The organism is Janibacter indicus (assembly GCF_900176385.1).
GTDB classification, from domain to species: Bacteria; Actinomycetota; Actinomycetes; order Actinomycetales; family Dermatophilaceae; genus Janibacter; species Janibacter indicus.
Genome location: NZ_FWXN01000001.1, coordinates 20,113 through 40,314 on the forward strand (window position 1 = coordinate 20,113; position 20,202 = coordinate 40,314).

Annotated in this window: 19 protein-coding genes; 9 read left to right on the top strand and 10 right to left on the bottom strand. The window is 68.3% G+C overall.

Annotated elements, in window-relative coordinates; all coding sequences use genetic code 11:
* Positions 1–116 precede the first annotated feature (116 nt).
* On the top strand, positions 117–1,229 hold the full coding sequence (locus tag B9B60_RS00090; protein ID WP_084449309.1) for a ferredoxin reductase: 1,113 nt from the start codon (positions 117–119) through the stop codon (positions 1,227–1,229).
* A 1-nt stretch (position 1,230) separates the two neighbouring features.
* Positions 1,231–2,472 (top strand): fatty acid desaturase family protein, encoded by a 1,242-nt coding sequence (locus B9B60_RS00095; protein ID WP_143445362.1) that lies wholly within the window; start codon positions 1,231–1,233, stop codon positions 2,470–2,472.
* A 365-nt stretch (positions 2,473–2,837) separates the two neighbouring features.
* On the opposite strand, the gene galE is transcribed toward B9B60_RS00095, so the two are convergent.
* From galE to B9B60_RS00110, 3 genes are all read right to left on the bottom strand, one after another.
* A complete protein-coding gene (galE, locus tag B9B60_RS00100) occupies positions 2,838–3,854 on the bottom strand; it encodes a UDP-glucose 4-epimerase GalE (protein ID WP_084449310.1) in 1,017 nt (338 codons plus the stop codon).
* Between the two features lie 115 nt (positions 3,855–3,969).
* A complete protein-coding gene (gene rsrA, locus B9B60_RS00105; protein ID WP_084449311.1) occupies positions 3,970–4,272 on the bottom strand; it encodes a mycothiol system anti-sigma-R factor in 303 nt (100 codons plus the stop codon).
* Positions 4,269–4,919 carry a sigma-70 family RNA polymerase sigma factor gene (locus tag B9B60_RS00110; protein ID WP_084449312.1) on the bottom strand — a complete coding sequence of 217 codons (651 nt, stop codon included), beginning with the start codon at positions 4,917–4,919 and terminating at the stop codon, positions 4,269–4,271. Before B9B60_RS00110 ends, rsrA begins: the two co-directional genes overlap by 4 nt.
* A 244-nt stretch (positions 4,920–5,163) precedes the next feature.
* On the opposite strand from B9B60_RS00110, the gene B9B60_RS00115 reads away from it, so the two are divergent.
* Positions 5,164–5,457, top strand: coding sequence for a GIY-YIG nuclease family protein (locus B9B60_RS00115; protein WP_084449313.1), 294 nt, complete (start codon positions 5,164–5,166; stop codon positions 5,455–5,457).
* Between the two features lie 672 nt (positions 5,458–6,129).
* Here the strand turns inward: B9B60_RS00115 and B9B60_RS17815 are convergent.
* The gene (locus tag B9B60_RS17815) at positions 6,130–6,204 is read right to left on the bottom strand and encodes a 50S ribosomal protein bL37 (protein ID WP_370543570.1); all 75 of its coding nucleotides are present in this window, start codon (positions 6,202–6,204) and stop codon (positions 6,130–6,132) included.
* Between the two features lie 128 nt (positions 6,205–6,332).
* Here B9B60_RS17815 and B9B60_RS17070 point away from each other — a divergent pair, with 128 nt between their 5' ends.
* From B9B60_RS17070 to B9B60_RS00125, 3 genes are all read left to right on the top strand, one after another.
* Positions 6,333–6,491 carry a hypothetical protein gene (locus tag B9B60_RS17070; protein WP_159451119.1) on the top strand — a complete coding sequence of 53 codons (159 nt, stop codon included), beginning with the start codon at positions 6,333–6,335 and terminating at the stop codon, positions 6,489–6,491.
* Positions 6,492–6,787: 296 nt separating this feature from the next.
* Complete coding sequence (locus tag B9B60_RS00120) at positions 6,788–7,738, top strand: HD-GYP domain-containing protein (protein WP_143445363.1); 951 nt, start codon at positions 6,788–6,790, stop codon at positions 7,736–7,738.
* Positions 7,738–8,997: an HD-GYP domain-containing protein gene (locus tag B9B60_RS00125; RefSeq protein WP_084449315.1), complete on the top strand. Its 1,260-nt coding sequence runs from the start codon at positions 7,738–7,740 to the stop codon at positions 8,995–8,997. Before B9B60_RS00120 ends, B9B60_RS00125 begins: the two co-directional genes overlap by 1 nt.
* 16 nt (positions 8,998–9,013) lie before the next feature.
* Here the strand turns inward: B9B60_RS00125 and B9B60_RS00130 are convergent, their stop codons facing one another.
* Together B9B60_RS00130 and B9B60_RS00135 are read right to left on the bottom strand one after the other, a co-directional pair.
* Positions 9,014–11,014: a hypothetical protein gene (locus tag B9B60_RS00130; protein WP_084449316.1), complete on the bottom strand. Its 2,001-nt coding sequence runs from the start codon at positions 11,012–11,014 to the stop codon at positions 9,014–9,016.
* Positions 11,015–11,083: 69 nt separating this feature from the next.
* Positions 11,084–11,911, bottom strand: a complete 828-nt coding sequence (locus B9B60_RS00135) for an AraC family transcriptional regulator (RefSeq protein ID WP_143445364.1) — start codon at positions 11,909–11,911, stop codon at positions 11,084–11,086.
* A 484-nt stretch (positions 11,912–12,395) separates the two neighbouring features.
* On the opposite strand from B9B60_RS00135, the gene B9B60_RS00140 reads away from it, so the two are divergent.
* From B9B60_RS00140 to B9B60_RS00145, 3 genes are all read left to right on the top strand, one after another.
* Positions 12,396–13,556, top strand: coding sequence for an NAD(P)-dependent malic enzyme (locus B9B60_RS00140; protein WP_084449318.1), 1,161 nt, complete (start codon positions 12,396–12,398; stop codon positions 13,554–13,556).
* Positions 13,557–13,703: 147 nt separating this feature from the next.
* Positions 13,704–13,979 carry a hypothetical protein gene (locus tag B9B60_RS17075; RefSeq protein ID WP_159451120.1) on the top strand — a complete coding sequence of 92 codons (276 nt, stop codon included), beginning with the start codon at positions 13,704–13,706 and terminating at the stop codon, positions 13,977–13,979.
* On the top strand, positions 13,976–14,824 hold the full coding sequence (locus B9B60_RS00145; protein WP_159451121.1) for a nucleotidyltransferase family protein: 849 nt from the start codon (positions 13,976–13,978) through the stop codon (positions 14,822–14,824). Before B9B60_RS17075 ends, B9B60_RS00145 begins: the two co-directional genes overlap by 4 nt.
* Positions 14,825–15,281: 457 nt before the next feature.
* Here B9B60_RS00145 and B9B60_RS00150 read toward each other — a convergent pair whose 3' ends face one another.
* The 4 genes from B9B60_RS00150 to B9B60_RS00165 all read right to left on the bottom strand — a co-directional run bounded on the left by B9B60_RS00150 (position 15,282) and on the right by B9B60_RS00165 (position 20,200).
* The gene (locus B9B60_RS00150; protein WP_234993674.1) at positions 15,282–16,706 is read right to left on the bottom strand and encodes a sulfate adenylyltransferase subunit 1; all 1,425 of its coding nucleotides are present in this window, start codon (positions 16,704–16,706) and stop codon (positions 15,282–15,284) included.
* Positions 16,706–17,620, bottom strand: a complete 915-nt coding sequence (cysD, locus tag B9B60_RS00155) for a sulfate adenylyltransferase subunit CysD (protein ID WP_200811073.1) — start codon at positions 17,618–17,620, stop codon at positions 16,706–16,708. The genes B9B60_RS00150 and cysD overlap by 1 nt, the downstream gene beginning before the upstream one ends.
* Before the next feature lie 179 nt (positions 17,621–17,799).
* Positions 17,800–19,035 carry a polysaccharide pyruvyl transferase family protein gene (locus tag B9B60_RS00160; RefSeq protein ID WP_159451122.1) on the bottom strand — a complete coding sequence of 412 codons (1,236 nt, stop codon included), beginning with the start codon at positions 19,033–19,035 and terminating at the stop codon, positions 17,800–17,802.
* A gap of 67 nt (positions 19,036–19,102) precedes the next feature.
* Positions 19,103–20,200 (bottom strand): EpsG family protein, encoded by a 1,098-nt coding sequence (locus B9B60_RS00165; RefSeq protein ID WP_159451123.1) that lies wholly within the window; start codon positions 20,198–20,200, stop codon positions 19,103–19,105.
* Positions 20,201–20,202: the final 2 nt, after the last annotated feature.

Genomic DNA, 20,202 nt, shown 5'->3' on the forward strand with positions numbered 1-20,202 from the left:
GAGGCCGCCCGCGGCCGAGCCTCGAGACCCCCTTGTCCCGAGCGAACAAAACCCTGCCCCAAACCCTACCCGCCAAGGACAGCGAAGGGCAGGGGTTGAGCCGAGAGGATGGAGTCATGACAGCAACTGCGTCTCGTCCCCGCACCGTGGGCAGTGCACGCTCGCTCCGCGACACCGCCGCCCGCATCGCCCGCGGCCTGGCCACCCCGGTGATCCCGGAGGACTACCTCGACCTCTTCGCCCCCCTTCGCTCCGGGGCCGACCTGCGCGGCCGGATCGTGGCGATCACGCCCGAGACCCGCGACGCCGCGACGATCACCATCCGCCCCGGCCGCGACTGGCAGGGCCACGCCCCGGGCCAGTACATCCGCGTCGGCGTCGACGTCGACGGCGTGCGCCACTGGCGCGCCTACTCCCTGACCTCCGACACGAGCGCCCGCGACGGCCTGATCTCGATCACCGTCAAGGCGATGCCCGACGGCCTCGTCTCCCAGCACCTCGTCCACCGCGCGACGCCGGGCACGATCATCCAGATCGACCAGGCGAGCGGTGACTTCGTCCTGCCGCAGTCGGTCCCGGCCAAGGTCCTCTTCCTCACCGGCGGCTCCGGCATCACGCCGGTCATGGGCATGCTGCGCAACCACGACTTCGACGGTCTCGACGTCGTCCACGCGCACTCCGCGCCTACGGCCGACGATGTGATCTTCGCCCGCGAGCTCGCCGACGCCCCGACCGGTGTGCGCGCCATCGTGCGGCACACCGACGACGAGGGCATGCTCACCCCCGACGAGCTCGACAGCGTCGTCCCCGACTGGCGCGAGCGCGAGACGTGGATCTGCGGGCCCACCCCGATGCTCGACGCCTTCGAGGAGCACTACGCCACGCACGGCCACACCGAGCTGCTCCACGTGGAGCGCTTCCGGCCGAGCATCGTCGAGGCGGGCGAAGGGGGGACCGCCTCCCTTCGCGTCGGTCCGGAGACGACCACGCTCGACCTCGACGGCGGCACCACCATCCTCGACGCCGCCGAGGACGCCGGCGTCCTCATGCCGAGCGGCTGCCGCATGGGCATCTGCTTCGGCTGCGTCCTGCCCATGACCGACGGCTCCGTGCGCGACCTGCGCACCGGCGAGCTGACCACGACCACGCCCGACGACCCCGCGGTCAAGGTGCAGACCTGCATCTCCGCGGTCGCCGGCTCCTGCACGATCGAGACGACGGAGAGCTGACATGACTGCCACCCTCGAGCGCACCCCCCGCACCACCGACGCCCGCATCACCGGCGGACGGTCCGAGGTCGTCCACACCCGCGTCAACGCGACGGACGACCCCATCGCCCACCTCACCCCCGAGGACATCGAGGAAATCGGGCGCGAGCTCGACGAGATCCGCGCCTCGGTCATGGACGACCTCGGCGAGACCGACGCCCGCTACATCCGCCGGATGATCACCACCCAGCGCTACCTCGAGATGGGCTCGCGCGCGGTGCTGCTCTTCAGCGGCAACCCCATCGCCTGGGTCGCCGGAACCGCCGGGCTGAGCGTCGCCAAGATCCTCGACAACATGGAGATCGGGCACAACATCATCCACGGCCAGTGGGACTGGATGCGCGACCCCAAGATCCACTCCTCGGTCTGGGAGTGGGACAACGTCACCCCCGCCGACCACTGGAAGAACAGCCACAACAAGGTCCACCACACCTACACCAACGTCGTCGGCCACGACAACGACCTCGGCTACGGGATCATGCGGGTCGACGACGCCCAGAAGTGGTACCCGGCCTACCTCGCGCAGCCGCTGCTCAACTTCGTCAACGCGACCTTCTTCGAGTACGGGATCGCCGCCTACGACCTCGAGCTCGGCGCCAACTGGAAGACGCGCAAGGACAACCCGCAGTGGCAGGCCGAGGCCAAGCAGGTGGTCAACAAGATCAAGAAGCAGGCCGCGAAGGACTACCTGCTCTTCCCGCTGCTGTCCGGCCCGAACTTCTTCTCCACGCTCGCCGCGAACTTCGTCTCCAACATCGTGCGCAACTACTGGACGCACTCGGTCATCATGTGCGGCCACTTCCCGGCGGGGGTCAAGACCTTCACCAAGACCTCGATCGACGGGGAGACCCGCGGCGAGTGGTACCTGCGCCAGATGCTCGGCTCCGCCAACATCTCGGGGTCCAAGGCCATGCACATCGCGACCGGCAACCTCAGCTACCAGATCGAGCACCACCTCTTCCCGGACATGCCGAGCCGCCGCTACCAGGAGATCGCGCCGCGCATCCAGGCGCTCTTCGACCGCTACGGCCTCGACTACGTCACGGGCCCGCTGCACCGCCAGGTCGGCTCGGCGTGGAGCGAGATCATCCGCCTCTCCCTGCCCAACGACACCTCGCTGCGCCAGACGGTCCAGATCCTGGCGACGAAGGGGATGAAGGGCCTCAAGGCGCGCGCCCGCGCCACCCGCTTCCGCCCGGCCTGACCCGACCCCCACGTTGGTCGAGGTGCGACGAGCGCAGCGAGGAGCCTCGAGACCAGGCCCGCGCCAACGTTGGTCGAGGTGCGAGGTACGAGCCTCGAGACCAGGCTCGCGCCAACGTTGGTCGAGGTGCGAGGTACGAGCCTCGAGACCACCGGGCGAAGGCCAACAAAGGGCGGCTACTCCCTCGAGTAGCCGCCCTTTGCCGTGTCCGGGCGGACACGACCTGCCCAAGCTGACCCGTCGTGGCGTGTCGCGCTGCAGTTCGAGCGCGGCCCTCGACTCCTGCCCCGGAATACCGGGGGTCTTCCCCCTTCGTCCGGGTGAACTGCAGTCCGACACGCTGCCAGCGGATCAGTCCAGCGGCCTCAGCCCGGGTAGCCCTGCGGGTTGCCCGACTGCCACCGCCAGGTGTCGGCGCACATCTGCTCGATGGTGCGCTCGGCCCGCCAGCCCAGCTCGGTCTCGGCGCGGCTCGGGTCGGCGTAGACGGCCGCCAGATCGCCCGGGCGTCGACTGACGACGTCGTAGGGCACCTCGCGTCCGCTGCCCGCCTCGAAGGCCGCGATCATCTCGAGCACCGATGTACCGTGCCCGGTCCCGAGGTTCCACTCGCGCACGGCGACGTCCGGGTGCGCGTCGAGGTACTGCAGGGCGGCGACGTGGCCGGCCGCAAGGTCCTCGACGTGGATGTAGTCACGAAGGGGGGTCCCGTCCGGCGTGGGGTAGTCGTCGCCGAAGACCTGGAGCCGCTCCCTTCGCCCGACCGCGACCTGCGCGATGAAGGGCATGAGGTTGTTGGGCACGCCCTGCGGGTCCTCGCCGATGCGGCCGGAGGGGTGCGCGCCGACGGGGTTGAAGTAGCGCAGCAGGGCTACTTGCGCAGCGCCGGTCGCCGCAACGTCCCGCAGGATCTGCTCCTGCATGACCTTGGTCCAGCCATAGGGGTTGGTGGCGCTGGTCGGGAGGTCCTCGGGCATGGGGACGGTCTCTGTCTCGCCGTAGACGGTTGCTGACGAGGAGAAGACGAGTCGACGCACCCCGTGGTGCTCCATCGCCCGCATGAGCGAAAAGGTCGTGCCGAGGTTGTTGTCGTAGTACTCCAGCGGGATCTGCGAGGACTCGCCGACGGCCTTGAGCCCGGCGAAGTGGATCACGGCGTCGAAGCCGCCTTCGGCGAAGAGCGCCGACGTCTTGTCGGCGTCGCGCAGGTCGAAGGAGTGGGTCTCGATCTGCTCGCCGGTCAGCTCCTCGAGGCGCGCGATGACGCTCGGGCGGGAGTTGACGAAGCTGTCGACGACGACGGGCTGGTGGCCCGCGGCGACGAGTTGGACGACGGTGTGGGAGCCGATGTAGCCGGCTCCGCCGGTGACGAGGACGCGCATGCGCTCACTGTAATGAGACCGGCTTTGTCCCCGCTGTGCGCCTTCGGTGGTCGAGGTGCGAGCTTGTGGCCCCCCGGTGGTCGAGGTGCGAGCTTGCGAGCCTCGAGACCCCCGCTCAGCCCTCGGTCGAGATGTGCCGGACCTGTGTCACCTCTGTCCACGACCCGTTGTCGCAGATCGTCGTGATGCGCTGCATGATCGTCGCGCGCAGCTGCGGCGGCGCCTGCTCCTGGGCGCAGGAGCGGTGGACGACGTCACGCAGGACCTTGTCGAGGTCGTGCTCGGCGAGGCACGGGGCGCAGGAGGTGAGGTGCTCAGCGAGGAGCCGGGTGTCGTCGGCGGTCATCTCGCCGTCGACGTACTCCATCATGCGGTAGAGCGCCTGGGAGCAGTCCATGTGCTCGGCGTCGTGGCTCATGCCTGGCTCTCCTTCGCCGCGGCGACGCCGCGCTCGGCGGCGTAGTCGGTGAGCTTTTCGCGGAGCTGGCGACGGCCACGGTGCAGGCGCGACATGACGGTGCCGATGGGCGTGCCCATGATCTCGGCGATCTCCTTGTAGGCGAAGCCCTCGACGTCGGCGAGGTAGACCGCCATCCGGAAGTCGTCGGGCAGCTCCTGCAGGGCGCGCTTGACCTGCGTGTCGGGCATGCGGTCCAGCGCCTCGACCTCCGCCGAGCGCAGGCCACGGCTGGTGTGCTGCTCCGCCTTGTGCAGCTGGTAGTCCTCGACCTCGGGGGCGTCGGACTGCTTCGGCTCGCGCTGCTTCTTGCGGTAGGTGTTGATGTAGGTGTTGGTGAGGATGCGGTACATCCACGCCTTGAGGTTGGTCCCCGGCCGGTACTGGTGGAAGGCCGCGAAGGCCTTGGCGTAGGTCTCCTGGACGAGGTCCTCGGCGTCGGTGGGGTTGCGCGTGGTGCGCAGGGCCGCCGAGTACAACTGGTCGAGCAGCGGCATCGCCTCGCGCTCGAAGCGCGCGCGTCGCTGCTCGGTGGTCTCGGAGGCGACGTCGACGGCGGCATCGGCCTCGGCCTGTGCGGCCACCTCGTCGGTAGTGGGCTCAGTCATCGCGCTCCACCCTAGCGGGGTGGCGGTGCGCTCTCCGGCGTGCAGTACGAGCACCTGGACTCCTGTCCTTCGCGGCATGTCTTCCCGCTGTCCAACAGCCCGACACCCGTCCCCATTCCCGGCCCCCCACGTTGGTCGAGGTGGCCCGAGCTCTGCGAGGGCCCTCGAGACCCGGTGAGGCTCGAGACCGGCCGCCTGTGGAAAACCGCCCGCCGCCTCCACGCCCTTCGGGTGCAATCAGGACATGCCCCACGTCTACATCCTCGAATGCTCCGATGGCTCCTACTACGTCGGCAGCACATGGGACCTCGAGGCGAGGTTGCAGCAGCACGCGTCCGGCAAGGGAGCGAAGTACACCAGTCGTCGGCTGCCCGTCACGCTTCGCTGGGCACAGGCGACGGACAGCATCGCCGAGGCCTATGCGTGGGAGAAGAAGATCCAAGGGTGGTCTCGCAAGAAGCGCGAGGCACTGATGCGCGGTGATTGGGAGGCGATCCAGCAGGCGTCACGGCGAAGGGGAGGTCGCCCGCCGGCCTGACGCCCCACGTTGGTCGAGGTGGCCACACGTTGGTCGAGGTGGTCCGAGCTCTGCGAGGACCCTCGAGACCCCAACGTTGGTCGAGGTGACCCTCGAGACCTGGTGGGCCTGCGGATGCGTCTCACCAGGTCTCGAGGCTCAGCCGCGGGCGGCCTTGCACCTCGACCAGCGTGGGACCGGGTTTCGAGGCTCGGCCGCGGACGGCCTTGCACCTCGACCAGCGTGGGACCGGGTCTCGAGGCTCGGCCGCGGACGGCCTTGCACCTCGACCAGCGTGGTGCGGGGTCTCGAGGCTCGGCCGCGGACGGCCTTGCACCTCGACCAGCGTGGGACCGGGTCTCGAGGCTCGGCCGCGGGCGGCCTCGCTCCTCGACCAGCGTGGTGCGGGGTCTCGAGGCTCGGCCGCGGGCGGCCTTGCACCTCGACCAGCGTGGGACCGGGTCTCGAGGCTCGGCCGCGGGCGGCCTCGCTCCTCGACCAGCGTGGTGCGGGGTCTCGAGGCTCGGCCGCGGGCGGCCTTGCACCTCGACCAGCGTGGGACCAGGTCTCGAGGCTCGGCCGCGGGCGGCCTTGCTCCTCGACCAACGTGGTGGACGGCCTTGCACCTCGACCAACGTGAAGGGGGCCGCACCGGTGATCCGGTGCGGCCCCCTTCGACAGGTGGTGCAGTGCTCAGCTGTTGGGCTTCTTGCCGTGGTTGGCGGCCTTGCCCTTGCGGGAGCGACGCTTGCGGGCGCGCTTGCTCATGGTGACTCCTTGACTGTGGTGTCCCAGCCGACTGGGACCGAATACAGGCGGTCATTCTGACACAACGCTCGGATCACGACTCACGTCGTGCTAGTGATGACGGCCCATGAGGTGGCATCATGGGCCTCGTGAAGAAGATCACCATCATGCTCGCGTCGGCCACCATGGCTTTCTCCCTCGCCGGCCTCCTTGGTTTCAGGGCAGCCAGTTACGACTGGGCCGGCGTGACCGAGCCCAGCTGGGACTGGGCGCTGCCGGAAGCCGGCACCGCATCTGACCTCGACTGAGCGTCGCCGCGCGTAAGGACACCCCGGAGTCGGCCGGTCAACGGTCGGCCCGTCCTTATGTCCTGACTGTTGCTGCGGTGGCCGTTGCCGCGACCATCGGCACAGTAGTAGTGATCGGTCCACCCAAGCCCCTCACTTGGGTTGTTGCGATGCTTGCTGTCGCGATGGTTGCCGCCGTCGGGCGTCCTCAGGCCATCGGGCCGGTGCAGGTTTCGGCGTCAGGCATCGTCCAGATCGCGGCGATACCGCTCTTGGGCCCGGTCGGTGCAGCCCTTGTCGGTGGCCTCCCGGTCATCGTGGACCGCAACGAGCCGCTCAAGCGATTGTTCAACGCCAGCCAGCGCGTCCTCTTCCTCCTCGCCGGGTCGCTCGCCTATTGGTTGGCGGGCGGGGAGATCCTCACCAGTGGCACCGACGACCCCGGGCCGGTCGCCTTGGCCGTCGCGATGACCGCTGCGGCCCTCGTCGCCGCCGTCGTCAACGCAGGGCTCCTCTCGGTGGTCCTGCAACGCAGCAACGCCGGATCCCTGCGGGTGATCTCGCTGGAGCTGGTCAGGCAGGTCATCCCCTCCTACGCCAGCTACGGCATTGCCGCCTACCTCTTGGTCATCCTCTGGGCCCCCGCCGGTCTCGGCCTGGCCTCCGCGGTCCTCTTCCTCCCCGCCATCCTCGTCATCCAGTGGGGTCTGCACACGCACGCCACGGAGTGGTCCACCCGTCACGCGCTGCTCACCCCCTTCGTCGAAGCCCTCGACCTGCGCCACCCCGGAGCGGCCGAGGAGACCCGGCTCGTGACCGGGGCGGCGAGTGCTGTCGCCACGGGCATGGGCATGGGTTCGGCCGAGGTCGACGAGATCGCCACGGCGGCCCGCCTGCGCGACGTCGGCATGCTCGCCCTCGACGGGGCGCCGCCGGCGATCGTCCGGCGTGACCACCCGGAGGCCGCTGCCCAGGTCGTGGGGTCGGTGACCTTCCTGCGCGAGCCACTCGACCTCATCGCCGCCCACCACGAGCGCGTCGACGGCCTCGGGCACCCGCACGGTCTGCGCGGCGCCGACATCCCGCCCGGTGGCCGGGTGCTCGCCGTCGCCGACACGTGGGGCCACCACGTGGCCGAAGGGGGGTCCCCGGCAGACGCCGTGGCCCACTGCGAGCGGATGGTCGGGGAGAGTCTCGACGAGCACTGCGTGGCCGCCCTGCGGCGCGCGCTCGAGCGTGACCAGCTCCCGCGGCGGGGAGTCGTCTGATGGCCGCGGTGGCTCGCCGGCCGGGCCTGGTGCTCTTCGCCGTCGCCGTCCTGCTCGGGTCGGTCGCAGCACTGCGCGCCGACGTCACCGAGGAACAGATCAGACCGCTGACGCTCGTCGCCCTGGTCGCGATCGTCCTCGGGGAGCAGCTGCCGATGCGTATCTCGGGCAGGGTCATCGCGCCGCTGACGACGGCGCCGGCGCTCGGGTTCATCCTCACCCCACTGGCCGCCAGCGGCGTGCGGCTCTCGGCGTGGACGGTGCTCGCCGTGGTGTGGCTGTGCATCCTGCTCGGCGGTCTCATCGCGCGCCTGCGGGGGCTGTCGGTCGTCGAGGGCTCGTTGGGCTCGCGCTTCCTCGGCATGGCCGTGACGACACTCATCGCTCGCGGCATCGTCACCGACGGGCAAACGCTCGTCGAGTGGGCCTTCGACGTGCAGACCCATGCGGCTCTCGGGGCACTCGGCCTGCTCCTCGCCGCGCTCGCGGGCGGCCTCGTCGAGCGGGTGCTCGACAACCTCGTCGTGTGGATCGGGCAGCGCGGCTCGTTTGCCCACATCGTGGCGGCGGAGGTGGGCCCCCTTGCCGGCATCTCGATGGCCACGGTCGCCACCGGCCCGCTCATCGCGCTCGCCAGCCCGGTGCTCGACTGGGCCGCCACCCCGCTCCTCATCCTCCCGGTGCTGCTCAGTTACCTCTCGGTCCAGCGCGTCGTCGCCACCCGACAGGCCATGGAGGAAGCCGTGATCGCCCTGTCCCGCTTCAGCGAGATCACCGAGCTGACCCGTGCCGGGCACGTCCAGCGGGTCGCCGACCTCAGCGTCTCCATCGGCCGGGAGATGGCTGTCGACGTCGCGATGCTGCGCGACATCGAGCGCACCGCGCTGCTGCACGACGTGGGCCAGCTCGGGCTCGACGAGCCGCTGCGCACCGGCGCGACGATCCACGCGAGCACCTCGGAGGAGGCGGTGATGGCCCGCTCGGTCAAACGGGTCATCGCGGGCACCCCGCAGCTCGCCGAGCTCACGCCCTATCTCGACCAGGTGCGCACCCCCTTCCGTCGGGCCCGCGAGTTCGGCGAACGGATCCCGCTCCCTTCGCGCATCGTGCGGGTCGCCAACGCCTGGGACGACATCACCGAGGGCGCGGTCTCACCCCGCGCCCGCGCCGTCGCCCTCGAGCGCCTGCACCTGGGCCTCGGTTACGACTACGACCCCGAGGTCGTCGCCGCCCTCGAGCGCGCCCTGAGCGCCCACTGAGCGCCCGCCGACCGCGCTACTGCACCGTCTTGCTGTAGGTCGTCACGATGCCCGTGGAGTAGCCGGACCGGCGGGCGATGACCTTGACCTGGAGCCGCTTGCCCCGGTCGAAGGAGCGCGCCGTGTAGGTCTTGGCTGTCGCGCCGCTGATCGCCACGCCGTTGCGGTACCACTGGTAGGAGTAGCTCTTCGGCGTGGGCGTCCACGACCCGACCATGACCGTCGAGGTGCGCCCGACCTTGGGCGTGCCGGAGATGTAGGGGCGGGTCGTCGCGTGGATCGGGACCCCGACCTTGCCCGAGGTCACTGCGCGCGAGGTGTAGCCGCTGCGCTTGGCGGTCACCGTCACGGTGAGGTAGCGACCGGCGTCGGCGGTCTTGGCCGTGTAGGTGCGGCCGGTCGCCCCGGAGATCGCGACGCCGTTGCGCTTCCACCGGTAGGAGTAGGACGAGGGCGTCGGCGACCACGAGCCGGTCGATGCGGTGAGGGTCTTGCCGACCCCCTTGGTCCCGCTGATGCGCGGCGAGGCCTTGACGGTGAACGTGCCGAGCGTGGTGTTGTTGCTGATGTCGATGACCGCCTGCGTCGACGAGGTCGACACGGTCGTCACCCGTACCCGACCGCCGTAGCTCGTCACGGTGCGGCCTGCGGTGAGCACCGCGTCGGGGTCCCAGCCGCCGGTGGGTGTGGGGTCGAGCAGAACGGAGGACTGGTCGGGCCCGACGCGCAGCACGCGCACGCCGGTCGCCATGTCCCAGACGTTGGAGGCGTCGCGCCCGGTCGGCGTGCGGTACTCGACGTAGTAGGTGACGCCGGTCGAGACGTCCTTGACCTTCGCCGCGCGGATGCCCGCGCGACCCGACATCGGCTGCAGGGTCACGCGTGTCGTGCCCGACCCCGCCGTGACCGTGGCCGCCGAGGAGAGCATGCCGGTGCGGATCGCGTGCGGGGAGGAGAGCATCGGTGCGTGGGGCTCGTCGGAGCCGGCCCCGCCCATGTTGTCGAGGCTGTCGCCGTAGGGGTCCTCGAAGCACCCGCTCGCCCACCCGCTGCCGGAGCGGGCCGCGTCGCTGCGGCCGCTGCACACGAGGAAGTTGGCGTGGCCGAGCGACATGTTGTGCCCGATCTCGTGGGTCAGGACGGGGTGGAGTCGGTCGGCGACGTTGACGAAGCCGGCGCTGTTGGGGGAGCCACCGATCGACCCGAGCCCGTAGCCGCAGTAGGTGTCGGAGGCCGCGGGCGGCATCGACAGCACGAGGCTGGAGTTGGCGCTGCCGGTCCAGCCGGTGCGCTCCATCGCCTCGTTCCAGATGACCCACGGGTCGGTGTCGCACGAGTAGGCCGAGGTGTAGCGCGGCTTGACCGTCGGGGCCGCGATCTTGAGCTCGCTGCGGGACTGGTCGCGCCAGTAGGCGTCGGCACCAGCGACCTGGGTCGTGGCCTCCGCGCTCGTCACCGGGTGGCGCGTCATGCCCCGCGGCGTGACCTCGACATAGGTGATCCGGCGGGTGGCCGGCGTGTAGGCGGCGGTCGAGGCCCGGGTCGTGACGAGCCGGTCGACGCTCAGGGCGCTGGCGCCCGGAGCGAAGGCGGCATCGCGGGTCGCCCGCCCGATGGCCGACGACGCGGGTGCCGGGCTGCTGTCGGAGGCGGCCGCGAGGTCGGCTGGCCCGAGGTCGTGTCGGGTGTCCTCCCCGCCGAGCGAGGTGATCGTCGAGGTGCCGTCGGCCTCGGCGGCCTCGGTGACGACCTGCGGCACGGCGACGTCGACCGTCGCGGTGGCCCCGACAGGGACGTCGTCGACCCCGGCCCCGGTCACGGGGACGAAGCGATCACCCACGCGCAGCGCGGTGAAGGCGGTGCCCCCCTTCGTCTCGACGGAGGTGCGCATCACCTCGCCGGTGAGCCGCACGAGGGCGTCGTCGGCAGTCCCGGGGGCGGCCTGCGCACTCGTGGCGAGGGCGCCGCCGGCAAGTCCGCAGGAGAGGAGCAGGGCAAGGAGGGGGCGGGCGTGCATGGGGTGCTCCGTGGCGAAGGGGGAGGCGCCGACTGTGCCTCGATCACAGGATCGTAGACCCGTGCAGCGTCACTGACCATCACCTGCGGCATCGGGCGCGTGGCGGGAGCGGTTGGCGGCGCGGTGCCGCTGTGCGGCCAAGGTCCGCATGGCCGAAGGGGAGGTCCGGTCGTTGGCGCGGAAGGCACGGCGCATCGCCTGCAGCGACGAGAAGCCGCTCTTGGTGCTGACCTCGGCCAACCCGAGGTCCGGCTGCTGGGTGATGAGGGCGGCCGCGACGTTGACCCGGATCGAGGCGATGCTCGCACTGACGGTCGTGGCCTGCTCCTGGAAGGCGCGGGAGAGGTGGCGCGTCGAGACGTTGAAGACGGCCGCGATGGACTCGGGCCCAAGGCCCCGGTCGGTGTAGTGGTCGGCGATGTGGTGCACGACCGCCGAGTAGAGGCTGTGCTCGGGCGCGCTCGTCGGCCGCAGCCGGCTGTCGAGGAAGAGGCCGCCCAGCAGGTCGCGCAGCGTGCGCTCGATGAGGTGGCGGGCGAAGGTCCCGGTCGGCGGCTCGGCAAGCACCGAGGCGAGGACGACCTCGGTGATCCGGGTCAGGGCCGGGTCGACGGGGGCGATCTGCCTCAGCCCGGGCGCGGTCTCGAGCAGACCGGGGCCGGAGGCGACCGACACGAAGCTCGCCAGCCCGAGGCGTGCCCCGTCGAGCACCTCGATCGTCGCGTGGACGGGCTCGATGACGAGCGTGGAGTGGGGGAGCGGGACGAGCGTGCCGTCGTGGCGTCGCAGCCGGCAGGTGCCCTCGAGGACGAGGGCCATGTGGACGGGGTAGCGCTGCCGGTCGATGTCGACGGTTGCGGGTCCCGCCACGTGGCGGCCCCGGATGTCATCCGTCACGGGGCGCCACGCGGCCGCCGGTGCGCTCGGCGTCTCCCCCCGGAGGCTGGTGTGCTGCCCTTCAAGATTCAACTGACCATCTCCTGACTCTTCGCCGTGTGTCCGAAATTGACCAGATCGTGTCCGAAGTCGATCATCGCACCTTCTCCGCTGGTTGAGGTGCGACGACCTCCGCTGGTTGAGGAGCGACGACCTCCGCTGGTTGAGGTGCGACGACCTCCGCTGGTTGAGGTGCGATGACCTCCGCTGGTTGAGGTGCGACGACCTCCGCTGGTTGAGGTGCGACGACCTCCGCTGGTTGAGGAGCGACGAAGGAGCCTCGAAACCAGCCCGCCCGACGTGTGACGAAGGAGCCTCGAAACCCGCTCGCCCGATGTGCGAGGATTGCGCTCGGCTCACCCGCCGCCCGTCGTGGCCCCACCCGGCCGCTGCAGGGCGCCCCCCCACCATCTGCTTCACCGAGTTCTGCCGAGGTTTGTCTGCCGTGTCTGCGTCCGAGCCCACCACCACCTTCGACCTGACTGCACCGCAGTTCGTCGCCCACGAGGGTGGCAAGGTCGAGGTACGGGCCACGAAGCCGCTGCGCGACGAGGACGACCTCTCCCTGCTCTACACCCCCGGTGTCGCCGACGTGTGCCTGGCGATCGAGCAGGACCCGGCGCTCTCGCGCGCCTACACCGCCCGCAACAACACGGTCGCGGTCGTCACCGACGGCACGGCCGTGCTGGGCCTGGGCGACATCGGCCCGCTCGCCGCGATGCCGGTCATGGAGGGCAAGGCGGTCCTCTTCAAGCACTTCGGCGGGGTCGACGCGATCCCGGTCTGCCTCGAGTCGGGGTCGGTCGACGAGCTCGTCGACGCGATCGCGCGCATGGCGCCGAGCTTCGGTGGCATCAACCTCGAGGACATCTCGGCGCCGCGCTGCTTCGACCTCGAGCGCAAGTTGCGCGAGCGGCTCGACATCCCCGTCTTCCACGACGACCAGCACGGCACGGCGATCGTCGTGCTCGCGGGCCTGATCAACGCCTGCCGGGTCCTCGACCGCCAGATGTCGACGCTGAGCGTCGTCGTCTCGGGCGCCGGTGCGGCCGGCGTCGCCGTGACCCAGCTGCTCCAGCTCGCCGGTGTCACCGACGTCGTCGTGTGCGACTCGCGAGGCATCATCGGCAAGCACCGCAACGACCTCGTGGCGCACAAGGAGATGCTCGCGGCGACGACCAACGTCTCGGGCAAGACTGGCACCATCGGCGACGCGCTCAAGGGTGCCGACGTCTACATCGGTGTCTCCGGCGGCTCGGTACCCGAGGAGCAGGTCGCCTCGATGGCCGACGACTGCATGATCTTCGCCTTGGCCAACCCCACGCCCGAGGTCCACCCCGACCTCGCGCACAAGTACGCGGCGGTCGTCGCGACGGGCCGCAGCGACTACCCCAACCAGATCAACAACGTGCTCGCCTTCCCGGGCATCTTCCGCGGTGCGCTCGACGCCGGCGGGGTGCAGATCAGCGAGGAGATGAAGCTCGCCGCCGCCCGCGCCATCGCCGACCTCGTCGAGGAGCCCTCGGCGGACAAGATCGTCCCGCCGGTTTTCCAGGAGGGCGTCGCCGAGGCCGTCGCCGCTGCGGTCGCCGCCCACGCGGGCTGACCGTACGGTGGTCGAGGTGCGGGGCCGCCCGCGAACTGACCGCACGTTGGTCGAGGTGCGAGGCCGCCCGCGAACTGACCGCACGTTGGTCGAGGTGCGAGGCCGCCCGCGGCCGAGCCTCGAGACCCCACGACGAAGGGAGCGCCGGTGACCCACTGGCGGATCGCCCCCGGCGTCGCCTGGGTGGGTGATGCCCACCGCGTCGCGTTGGTCGACACCCGGCGCGGGGCGCAGGCGGTGCCGATGCATGTGCAGGCGCCCTTCGCCGCGCTGTGGACCGCCCTCGGGGACGGACCGGTCGCGCAGGCGGACCTCGAGGTCGCTGCCGCGGGCGTCGTGGACGAAGGGGAGGTAGTCGCCTTCGTCGCGAGCTTCGTCGAGTCCCTCGGCGGGCTCGGTGTCGTCGAGGAGGTCACGCCGTGAGCAGCATCCCGCTGACCCTCGCCGAAGCCGTGCCCCTGGGTACGGTGTGGCTGCAGCGGTTGCTCGCCGACGCGGGGATCCGATCCCTCGCCATCAAGGGCCCGGCCTTCGTGGAGCTCGGGGTGCGTCGGCCGAGGCAGAGCAACGACATCGACCTACTGGTCGCGCCGGAGGTGTACGCAACTGCGACTGACGTCTTGGTGGCTGGCGGCTGGAAGGTGGTGTCGTACAACCTGCCGCCCGGCCTGGAACACACGAAGTACTCGGTGACGCTTCGGCACGACCAGATGCCCGCGACCGTGGACCTGCACCAGCGGTTCGAGGGGATGCTCGCACAAGATGTCTTCGACACCTTGTGGCATGAGCGCGAGAGCGTCGTCATTGCGCATCAGGAGGTGACCACGGTCGGTCGAGACCACGCACTGATCATGGAGTTGCTGAACGCGGTGAAGCCGCAGCCGCCCACCGCTCGTGCAGTGGCGGCCGGTCAGGTGGTTGATCGTGCCGCGGTCACCTGCGATCCCCATGACCTTGCTGCGGCTGCTCGTGCGGTGGGAGCCCGGCACACCGCGGCGGACCTGATCGTCGCACTCGGGGGAGAGCGACCGACGGACCCGCCATCGTCCGAAGAAGCCGAGTGGATCGCCAACCCGTTCAGCTACAACCGGCTTGACCTGTTGCGGGACACCATGCGACAGGCTCCTCACCACCTGCCCCAGGTGCTGTTGGAACAACTCTTGCTGACTCCCGACGCGGCCAAGTTCTGGGCACTGACCAACGACCTCGAGTACCGGGGCCGAGTGCAGGTCCTGTGGCATCGCGTGCGTCGACAGATGGCTCGCTAGCGTTCTTTCGTTCTTACGAGAGCCTGATGTCAGTTCAGGGAGCGGCTGAGGGCGGGGGCAGGCGCGAGCTCGTCCAACCATTCCAGATCAGATCTGGCGTTCGTTCCCACTGCACGTGCTGCTGCGGTGGAACGCCACTCAGCCAGCTCACCAACAGGGGCCGAAGCTCCCGAATGGCAGCACAGGCTCGCATCGTCTCAGCATCTCGCGTGCGAACTCTCCTTGGTCATTTCCGCCGAGGAAACGCAGCAACGGGGAAGCGCTGCTGAAGACGCATCACCAGTGGGCTTTCGCCAGGGCTAGCGACGAGGCGATGAGGTCCGCCGCCATCGAGACGGCGGCGTAGTGCTCCTCGTACTCACTCTTGCGCGTGAGCACGAGGGTCTCGCCGTCGCGCGGACTGACCTCGACGGGCCACGGTGGGCGGACCGGAAGACGTTGGGGCGTGGGATACCCGTCAGATCGTGTACTCGACCCCGTGTGTACCCGAGATCATCCCGGCGCCGACTGTGTTGCCGGTGGCCGGGTCGATGAGGATGAAGGACCCCGTCGCCCGGTGGGTCGCGTAGGCGTCGACTGCCAGTGGCTGCGACAGGCGCAGGGAGACCGTGCCCACCTCGTTGAGCCCCAGCTCGCTGACCTCGCCGTCACGCTCGAGCGTGTTGACGTCCAGGCGCGCGCCGAGGCCGTCGACGATCGCCTTGACCGTGCGGGTGGTGTGCTTGAGGAGGAGCTTCTGCCGGCTGTGCAGCGTGCCGGTCGTCATCCAGCAGACGGTCGCGGTGATTTCGCGGGTCACCTCGGGGGCGTGCTCGGCATCGGCGATGAGGTCGCCGCGGGAGACGTCGACCTCGTCGCCCAGACGCAGGGTCACGGACTGCCCGGTGACCGCTTGGTCGTGCGTGGCGTCGAGGGTGTCGATGCCGGCGACCGTCGTGCGCACCCCACTGGGGAGGACGACGACGTCCTGGCCGACGCGGAAGCTCCCGGCTTCGACGCGGCCGGCGTAGCCGCGGTAGTCGCGGTGCTCGCCCTGCTGCGGACGGATGACGTACTGGACGGGGAAGCGGTCGCCCTTCGTCTCGAAGAGGTCGGCGCTGTCGGCGGTCTCGAGGTGCTCGAGCAGACTCGTGCCCGTGTACCAGGGCATCGCGTCGCTGGTCTCGACGACGTTGTCGCCGACGAGCGCGCTGATGGGGAAGGTCGCGACGGCCGGCACCTGCAGCTGCTCGGTGAAGGCGAGGAAATCCTCGCGGATCTGCGCGTAGACGGACTCGTCGTAGTCGACGAGGTCCATCTTGTTGACCACGAGCGTGATGTGGGGGACCTGCAGCAGGGACAGCAGGACGGTGTGCCGGCGGGACTGCTCGGTCAGCCCGTGGCGGGCGTCGACGAGCACCAGGCCCAGGTCGGCGGTGGAGGCGCCGGTGACCATGTTGCGCGTGTACTGCGCGTGGCCGGGGGTGTCGGCGAGGATGAACTTGCGACGCGGCGTCGCGAAGTAGCGGTAGGCGACATCGATGGTGATGCCCTGCTCCCTCTCGCTGCGCAGGCCGTCGGTCAGCAGCGCGAGGTCGGTGTGGTCGTGGCCCTTGGCCTTGCTCGTCGCCTCGACGGCCTCGAGCTGGTCCTCGAAGATCGCCTTGCTGTCGAGCAGCAGCCGCCCGATGAGCGTCGACTTGCCGTCGTCGACCGACCCGGCCGTCGCGACGCGCAGCAGCCCCAGGTCCACCCGCTCGTCGAGGTGCGACGACCTCTGCCTCTCTTCCCGTTCGTCGAGGGGCGAGGAGCTCTGCGTCCGCCCACGTTCGTCGAGGTGCGAGGAGCTCTGCGACGAGCCTCGAGACGTGTCGTCGATCAACTCTTCAGTCTGGATACCCATCAGAAGTACCCCTCCTTCTTGCGGTCCTCCATGGCGGCCTCGCTGAAGCGGTCGTCGCCACGTGTGGCGCCCCGCTCGGTAAGACGGGCGACGGAGATCTCGTCGATGATCTCGTCCACGGTGCTGGCGTCGGACTCGACGCAGCCGGTGAGCGTGAGGTCACCGACGGTGCGGAAGCGCACGGTTCGCTCGTGGGCCTCTTCGCCGGGACGAAGGGGGTTGTGCTCGCTCGCGGTGAGCAGCATGCCGTCGCGCTCGAAGACGCTGCGCTGGTGCGAGTAGTAGATCTCGGGGATGTCGAGCTGCTCACGGCCGATGTACTGCCAGATGTCGAGCTCGGTCCAGTTGGACAGCGGGAAGATCCGCATGTGCTCGCCCTCGTGGATGCGTCCGTTGTAGAGCGACCACAGCTCGGGGCGCTGGTTCTTGGGGTCCCACTGGCCGAAGTCGTCGCGGTGTGAGTAGATGCGCTCCTTGGCGCGCGCCTTCTCCTCGTCGCGTCGACCGCCACCGAAGGCTGCGGTGTAGCCACGCTCCTCGATGGCGTGGAGCAGCGTGCCGATCTGCAGCCGGTTGCGCGAGGTCTTGCCGTCGTCGATGACGATGCCGTCGGCGATCGCCTGCTCGACGGAGGCGACGTGCAGCTCGATGCCGAGGCGCTCGACCCAGCGGTCGCGGGTAGCGAGCACCTCGGGGAAGTCGAAGCCCGTGTCGACCTGGAGCAGTCCGAACGGGATCTTGGCCGGGGCGAAGGCTCGCTCGGCCAGCCGGAGCATGACGATCGAGTCCTTGCCGCCGGAGAACATCAGGACGGGGCGCTCGAACTCCGCAGCGACCTCACGGATGATGTGGATCGACTCGGACTCGAGCACGTCGAGGTGCGTCAGGGCAGCCTGTGGGGCAGCAGTGGGCACGAGGGAACCTCTCTTCGGACGGGACCCCCGGAGCATAACTGGATGTTATGGATGGCCAAACTGATGCTCAGGTGTTGGATGGTGAGACGGCGTCTTCGGCCGCTCGCGACTACGCGAACCGACGACGGCTAGCTCTGCGGGTAGTGGAGTCTGCTGGGACAGAGTGCAGGCTGCGACGGTCACGTCGTCGCGAGCGCTCGCTGCAACACCGCAGAATTCTGCTCTTCTAGGGCTACTACATCAACGTCAGGAGAATAGGCAGCAGCAGCCATAGCTTCCTCTGCCGTCAGATTCTCCAATCTGAAAACATTGCCAGCCACTCCGAACATGCCTGACGCCCCAATAAGCTTCTGATCGTAATAGGCGTCGAACGAAATTCCCACAGTTGGAGTTCCTTCAGCCAAGGCGAAGATCATGGGGTGGTAACGAGTAGTGAACAAAGCGGCACTTTCGGCGAGAAGTGCTCGGGTAACGCGTGGCCCTACCTGGTCGCGTAGTACATGAACATGCTGACGAGATCCGGCTCCCCATTGGGCTGCCAACTTGTCGAAAGTTTGCCGATCGTCAGAGTAGGCCGAACCGGTCATGTTGGGGATGAAAGCAACACCCCAACCGCGCGCCCTGGCCAGATCGACCAAGCCCTGACCTAGGCGCGACAAGTTCTCGAGGTATTTGCGGGACGTGCTGTGCCGTCGGTGAAGCGATAAAGCGATGAAGGGCGTGTCGCCAAACCACTCGTCGACCTGTGCGGAGGCGATAGCGCGATCGTTGGTCTCGGGCCTGTTGACGATGGCCCAGTCTGGCGTTACCGAGACCGTCGTGTCCACACCCAAACCACGAACCACCTCTGCCGAATGTTCCTCACGGACATTGATCGTGGTCGCGAGGCGAAGCATGCGAGCCGCGTAGCGACGATTGCGCTCATCGACGAGCGGGCCGATGCCCTGACCCAAGAAGTGAACGGGCACCCCGCTCGAATGAGCCCACTCCGTTGCCAGCCACCATGAAGCAATGCCATGAGGGGCGTAATCGTCGGTTATGGCTCCGGCGCCACTGAAGATGACGCCAGCGGAGTTACTGAGCTCCTCGAACCACGTGCGGGATAATTCGTCCCGCGGGCCGGTTCGGAGCTTTTCCGCTAACTCAAACGCGAGGCTCGATCTGCGGGGGTAACTCAATAGCCTCTCCAAGTAGTGTGGTAAGGCGGCAGTCCCCCGGCGCAGTGTCTGATGGAGAAAGGGGAGGAGTGAAACGTCCGAGAATGGTGATGTAAAACTAGGATGCGAATCGCTGGTGACGTGGACCGGTCTAGCGAGCCTTCTGAGTTCCTGAACAGTGGCTTCCCACATGCTTTCGTCACCCAGGTTGGTGCTGCCGTTCGCGCTGGAGAGGACAGCCCAGTCGTTGCGGATCATTGTGAGAATCATCCTCCGCGATGTGTTTAGGACTACGGCGTGAGTGCTGGTCGAAATGTTCGGGACATTAGGGCAAGGTCCCACTGAGGGGGCCCGCCGCAAAGGCGATAAAGACGCTCCCGAGTAGCACAAGAGCGCCGAAATTTCTCGAACGACGCGAGTTAGTCGCATATGCTGGTGCAGCAAGCAGAATCGGCGCCAAGAACCAACTGAAAGCGGCGAGTCGGTCGGAGTAGTAAACGTAACCCATTAGTAAGAAAAGCGAGTTCATCGCCCAGTAGGACTTCAAGAGACTGCCGTACCAACGAGGAACCTCGAGCATCTTCTGGAAGATCAGGAAAATAACACCAAGTCCCAAGCTGGCTAGAAGGAAGTCTGTTCGATTAGTCCCGCCAGTATAGACCTCGGCGAGTTCGCTCGATGTGTAGTCCCCGTACTTGGGGATATATCGGACGAGCGGGCCGAGGGCCGCCTCCTGTGTGTTCGTAACGAATAGAATGGCCATGCCGGCCCAGGCTGTCAGTACTAGGCGCGGCTTTATCCATGGACGCACGGATATCAGTGCGACTGCCGCGAAGGGCAGAGCCGACCAATGGAACAAGCATCCGATTATGGCGAGAAGCAGGCCGAGTTTCCTGCGCTCCAGAGCCGAAGCTACGATCAGGCTAGCGAATATCAGGGACATGGATATTCCCTGACGCGCAACGATGCTTGTGTACGAGGTGAAGATTCCTAGGGCGATGGTAGTGAGCATGACAAACGCGACCTGCCACGAGTTGAGAATCTTACTGAGGCTCCAGATGTAGACAAATAGGCAGGCGATGGCTACCCCTGAGAAAAAGGCTTCCGTGGTAGTTCCGAACCGAGAAAGGACGCCTATGAAGGCCACGTAAAGCAGATCGTCGCCTGCTCGGGTCTGGAAGATGTTGGAATTCAGTGTGTCGCTGAAGCTGACGTAGCTGGCGCGTTCTAGGTCTTCCGTATAGAACCGCCGGTCAAGGACGTCATTGTTCGACACTGCGGAGAACCACACCACGTAAAGCGCAAAAACTGCGACACCGATGCGATGTGCCGCGGAGGCGCGAAGCTCCGATCCGTCAGGCGAGGCCATGGCCGCCAGCGTTGTGAGCCCAGCTACTGTTACCGCGACCACGAGTAGGGACATCA